Here is a 460-nt window from a genome sequence, read left to right on the forward strand (position 1 = left end):
GCCGGGCGGACCGAAGGGGTGGGGCACGAAGTGCGAGGCGGTCGTGGCGGGTTGGGCCAGGTAGCCGTGGGCGAGGCCGTCGCCCGTCAGGTACAGCTCACCGACGGTGCCGGCCGGAGTCGGCCTGAGATGGGCGTCGAGGACGTAGGCGTGCTTGTTGGTGAGAGGGCGGCCGATCGAGACGGTGACGGTGGGTTCGGCGGTGGGTTCGATCGTGTGGGTGGTGGTGAACCCCATCGACTCCGCCGGGCCGTAGCCGTTGGTGATGGTGATGCCCGGGTGGACGCGGTGGAGCCGGTGGACGTGGGTGGGCGAGGCGGGCTCGCCTCCGGTGTAGACGATCCGTGTGGTGGTGAAGGTCTCCGGGTGTTCGTCGGTGAGGTGGTTGAAGAGGCTGGAGGAGAGTTGGAGCATGGTGACGGCGTGTTGCCGGGAGAGTGCCGAGATGACGGCGGGGTCG

1 protein-coding gene is annotated in these 460 nt (G+C 69.3%); it reads right to left on the bottom strand.

Going from position 1 to position 460, the window contains the following annotated elements; translation table 11 throughout:
* A partial coding sequence (locus ADK55_RS19680; protein WP_267887351.1) for an AMP-binding protein occupies window positions 1-447 on the bottom strand: 447 nt, incomplete at its 3' end.
* Window positions 448-460 lie beyond the last annotated feature (13 nt).

Source organism: Streptomyces sp. WM4235 (assembly GCF_001279725.1).
GTDB lineage: Bacteria > Actinomycetota > Actinomycetes > Streptomycetales > Streptomycetaceae > Streptomyces.